3 protein-coding genes are annotated in these 5,163 nt (G+C 71.6%); all 3 read right to left on the bottom strand.

Annotated features, from left to right (window positions below; all coding sequences use genetic code 11):
• Positions 1–38: 38 nt before the first annotated feature.
• The gene (locus tag ACFWEP_RS31215; RefSeq protein WP_387375139.1) at positions 39–2,414 is read right to left on the bottom strand and encodes a GH92 family glycosyl hydrolase; all 2,376 of its coding nucleotides are present in this window, start codon (positions 2,412–2,414) and stop codon (positions 39–41) included.
• 145 nt (positions 2,415–2,559) lie between these two features.
• Positions 2,560–4,122, bottom strand: a complete 1,563-nt coding sequence (locus tag ACFWEP_RS31210) for a mucoidy inhibitor MuiA family protein (RefSeq protein WP_387375137.1) — start codon at positions 4,120–4,122, stop codon at positions 2,560–2,562.
• An 8-nt stretch (positions 4,123–4,130) separates the two neighbouring features.
• On the bottom strand, positions 4,131–5,163 hold a 1,033-nt coding region (locus ACFWEP_RS31205; RefSeq protein ID WP_387375135.1), incomplete at its 5' end, for a DUF4139 domain-containing protein.

Genomic DNA, 5,163 nt, shown 5'->3' with positions numbered 1-5,163 from the left:
GGTCGTGGTCGACTCGGGCCGGACACCCCCGGGGGCCGTCAGTGCTTGGCGGCCGTGGCGCCCATGGCGGGCGGGGCGGCGTTGACGCCCCAGGCCGTCGGCTTGTCGGAGAGGCTGATCCGCATCGTGCCGGCGTGCAGCAGGTCCTCGTGGGAGAGCCAGCTCTGGCGCAGCTTGCCCTTGGACGTGGTCACGGAGGACACGTACTGGAGCTTCGACGCGCTGGCGCCGGGGGCCTCGATGCTGATCGTGCGGCCGTGCTCCGGCCGGATCTCGACCTTCTCGAACATCGGTGCGGTGACGATGTAGTTGGCGGAACCGGGCTGGGCCTCGAAGACACCGGCCATGGCGAAGACGAGCAGCGACGAGGTGGCGCCGAGGTCGTCGTTGCCGGGCATGCCGTACGCGTCATCGGTGAAGAGCGTCCGCATCGCGCGCAGCACGGACGAGGTCTTCCACGGCGAGTCGGTCCACGTGTACATCCACGGGGTGTGGAAGTCGGGCTCGTTGTTCGGGTTGAAGGCGAAGTTGTTGTGGTAGTCGTACGCCCCGGTCACCCAGCTCTCCTTGGCGGCCTTCGCCGGGTCGGCGAGCACGGTCGGCAGGTCGAAGAAGGTGTCGAGCCGCTGTTCGGCCTTGTCCTTGCCGCCCATCAGGCCGTAGAGGGTCTGCGGGTCCTGCTGGGCGAGCCACTGGTACTGCCAGGCGGTGCCCTCGTGGAAGGCGCCGGACTGGGTGGGGTCGGGGTCACCGGCGACGGAGCCGTCCGCGTTACGGGTGACCGGGAAGCCGGTGAACCCCTGCGACGTCACGCCGGAGTCCCAGAGCGTGGAGAAGTTGTCGCAGCGCGAGGCGAGCGTCGCGGCCTTGTCCCGGTAGCCGAGGCCACCGGCCATGGTGGACAGCGCGCAGTCGGCGAGCGCGTACTCCAGCGTGGCCGAACCGGCCTGGCGGCTGTCGCCGTACGTGTAACCGGGCAGGTTCTGGTAGGCGACCCAGCCGTTCTGGACGTAGGTCGGGTTGCCGTCGCGGCCGCGGAAGAGCGACTGGTCGGCGGGTACCTCGTTGGCGTTCTTCCAGAGCGCGTCGAAGAGCCGGCGCGAGGTGCTCCTGTCGAGCAGGCCGCGGTTGTAGAGGTCGACGACCCAGGGGGTGATGGGGTCGCCGCTCATCACGTTGGTCTCGCCGCCGCCGAGTCCCCAGCGCGGCACCCAGCCGCCGTCCTGGTAGATGTGCAGCACGGACTTGGCCATGTCCGTGGCCTTGTCCGGGTTCAGCAGGGCCACCAGCTGGTTCTGCGAGCGGTAGGTGTCCCAGAGCGAGAACATCTGGTAGTACGTCGAGTCCGCGCGGTGCACCTGGTCGTCGAAGCCGCGGTAGCGGTTGTCGACGTCGGAACCGATCGACGGGTGCAGCAGCGAGTGGTAGAGCGCGCTGTAGTAGGTGCGCTGGTCGGCGGTGGTGCCACCGGCCACGCGCATCCGGTTCAGCTCGTCCTTCCAGGCGTCGTGCACGCCGGCCCGGGCCTTGTCGAAGGACTTCGGCTGCTCGGTCTTGCGGTTGAGGCGGGCGCCGTCGACGGAGGTGTAGGACAGGCCCACCGAGGTGCCGACCTGGTCGCCCTTGGACGGGTCGAAGGACAGCCAGGCACCGGCGCGCTTGGTGCCGCGCGTCGCTTCGCGGGCGCCCGGGGTGAGCGTGTCGTCGGACCAGGTGCCGAAGGCCGAGAACTTCCGGTCGAACTTCGCGCTGAAGAAGATCCGGTAGCGCTCCTTGCCGGTCTCGCCGCAGAAGTTGCCGCCCTGGAGCCAGCCCTCCACGGTGTCGTCGCCGACCACCTTGATGTCACCGGCGTAGGTGCTGCCGTTGCTCTGGCCGGTCTCGATGAGCACGTTCTCCGAGTCCGACCCGGCCGGGAAGGTGTAGCGGTGCTGGCCGGTGCGCTCCGTCGCGGTGAGCTCGGCCTCGATGCCGTTGTCGAGCTTCACGCCGTAGTAGCCGGGCGAACGGGTCTCGTTGTCGTGGCTGAACTTCGCGCCGTACTGTGCCGGGTCGGACGAGGTGACCGCACCGGTGGTCGGCATGAACCGGAAGTTGCCCATCGTCTGACAACCGACGCCCGAGAGGTGCGTGTGGCTGAAACCGAGGATGGTGTCCTGGGCGTAGTCGTAGGAGGCGTACTTGTTCAGCTGTGTGTCGGGGCTCAGCTGCACCATGCCGAACGGTGCGGAGGCACCGGGGAAGGTGGTCCCGTCGCCGTTGTTGCCGATCGACGTGTCGACCAGCGTGGTGGGGTCGGCGGCGAATTTCGCTCCCTGTGGCCGGGAGTTCGCGACACCGGAGGTGGCGGAAGCCGCGACCATCGTGGTGGCGATCAGCAGGACGCCGAATACGCGTTTTCTCAGCGCTTTCATCGCATTCCTCTCGTACGACAACGTTGTCAGAGTCGAGCCCGATGATCTTTGCCGTTCGGGCATGGTCCCGTCAACCCGCGGACGCCCGGATTCCGTTCTGCTTCAGCGCCGCTTCCGTTCCGTCTCCGCTCCGCGTCCGCCCCGTTCAGAGACCGGTGACCTTGGCGCTCGCCGACACCTCGTAGACCAGGGTGACCGTGCGATGCCCGCCGGGCGGGAGGGAGACGTCCCAGCGGACGATGCCCTCGGCGTCGACCGCGTCCGGCGCGGGGGAGCAGCCGTCCTTGTTCAGGTGCACCTCCACCGCGGAGACCTCCGAGACCGGAACGCGTTCCCGCAGGACGACCACCCGCTCGTCCCTGTCCCCGGGGGCCGAGAACCGCGACACCCGCAGCCGCACCGTCCGAGTGACCACGGTCCGTTGGGTGATGCCGGTGGTCTCGCGGGACTCCTCGGCCTCCCGGACCACGTGGAAGTCGTCGAGGCTGCCGAAGGCCAGCTCGACCGGGCCGCCGGGTGCGGTGAAGTCCAGCGTGCCACGCCCGCCGAACCCGCTCCCGCGGATCAGCTCCACCGGACCGGCGAGCAGCGCGTGGCCGGAGAGGTTCTCGAACCGCGCCACTTGGGTGACCAGCGGGGACAATTCCGGTGCGCAGGCGTACTCGTCGCGTGCGGCGACGGTGAACGAGGAGAGCGGTACCCGGTGGGCGCGGCCGTCACCGGCCACCGAGACCGGCGCGGGAGCCCTCAGCACCTGCGCCTCGCCGCCGTCGTCCACCCCGGGGAGGCCGAGCACCGGCGTGGGGCCGAGCGTCGCGATCTCCTCCTCGCGCAACTCAACCTCCACCGTGCGGCGTTCGGCGGCCGGACGGTCCTTCAGCGTCAGCCGGTCCTCGGTCAGTCGCGGTGGCGCGCCCGCCGACGCCGAGCGGGCCGTCGACAGGGTCAGCGGTACCTCCGACCAGTCCTCGCCGGTCCGCTGCCAGACCACCGCGTCCGTCTCCAGCGTCAGGGACCCCCCGTCGAGCACGGCCCGGTAGGCGGGCCGCCACAGCGCGCACGGGGTGATATGGGTCAGGCGCAGCCCTGCCGCCCCTGCTGCCCCGGCCTCCACGGTCAGCTCGATGTGGCCGACGAGCTCGGCCGGTTCGTCCTCGGTGAGGCTTATAGCCCTTTCCGCTGCTCCGAGTTCTTCGCCCAGGGATTTCAGCCGGGCTTCCACGGCGCGCAGTTGCTCGCCGTACGTCTCGTGCTCGTCGTCCACCCGGTCCAGTTCGCCCGTCCAGCGGGACGGTTCGGGCACTCCGGAGCCGGCTCCCTCGCCGATGTCCCGCAGCAGATCGGCGGCGAGACGACCGAGCACGTCGAGACGGGTGCGCAGGCGGTCGCGCTGCCTCTCCAGGGACGGCCGCTCCTCTTCGAGGGCGCGCACGCGGTGGCGGAGGGGAGAGTCCTCGTCGGTGAGCGGATGCGGCCCGCGCGGTGTCCAGGTGCGGACGATCCGCACGTCGAGGACGGTCGCGGCGTACGGGGCGGTCAGTTCCGCGTGGAGACTCCGGTCGACGGCGAGCGCGCCGACCGGGCCTAGGCGGAGCCGCTGGACGCCGGGCACCAGGTCGAGCACGGCGGTGCGCTCGACGTGCGCACGGTCTTCCAGGCAGGTGACGGCGGTGACGGGGAGGGGAAGAGGCTTCGGGGCCGTGGACATGGCGGGTGTCAGCTCCTGCGGTTGCCGCCGACCATGGACTTGCCGGTCGGTATGCGGATCTCGTAGCCGCCGTCGAGGGCGGCGGTGGCCCCTGCGGCCAGGTCCAGGCGCCAGATGCGGGTACCCGGTGCGTGGTGGTCGGGCCCCGCGCCCTCCACGGGCACGGTCCAGCCGGCCCGCTCCTCGATCCGTACGTCCGGATCGGAGGTGACGGGCACCCGCTCGTGGACCTCGACCCGGACGGGCCGCGCGAGCCCGTTGGCCAGCTCCACGCGGACACCGTGGTTGAGCACGGTGGTGTTGCCGCGCAGTCCGGAGGTCGACTCGTGCAGGTTCGTGCGCCGGGTGACGCGGATACCCTCGGCGGGCCCGAGCCCCACCCGGCGGACGGCGCCGGGCGCGAGCGTGGGCAGCGCGGTGGTCAGCAGGAACTCGTCGTCGACGGTGACCTCCACCGGCCCCGCCAGCAGCGCCTGGTCGGTGGCATTGGAGAGCACCAGCGTCGCGTGGACGGTCTGCTCCACGGACGGCACCGCGAGGTACTCGGCGCGCAGACCCACCGGGATCTCGCCGACGGTGACGGTGTGCCAGGTGCCGTCGGACGGTACGTCGGCACGGGCGGCGGCGTCGAAGCGGTGGTCGAAGGAGCCCGCCGACTCCCGGGGCCGCACGGCTTGTCCCGGCAGCGGCAACGAGGCCACCGCTTCGGCACGGCGGCGGTGTTCGGCCACCACCGGATCGAACGGCACGTCGGCGAAGAGCCTGCCCCGGCGACCGCCCTGCGCCTCGGGACCGGACAGGACCAGGCTCGCGTAGTCGAGCTCGGCACTGGTCGGCCGGGGCGGGCCGGCCGGCGGGGGAGAGGGAGACGCCGCGGCCGGCGCGGGGGCACCGGGCGCGGCGGGAGCGGGTGCGGCACCGTAGGACATGCCGGCCGGGGCGGCGGGGAACCCGCCGACGGGCGGCGGACCACCGTGCCCCTTCCGCGCCCGCGCGGGGGCCGACAGCGGCGGGGGCGGGGGCGGGGGCGGGGGCGGAGGC

This window comes from Streptomyces sp. NPDC060198 (assembly GCF_042728415.1).
Taxonomy (GTDB): domain Bacteria; phylum Actinomycetota; class Actinomycetes; order Streptomycetales; family Streptomycetaceae; genus Streptomyces.
This window is presented reverse-complemented; position numbering and strand designations above follow the sequence as displayed.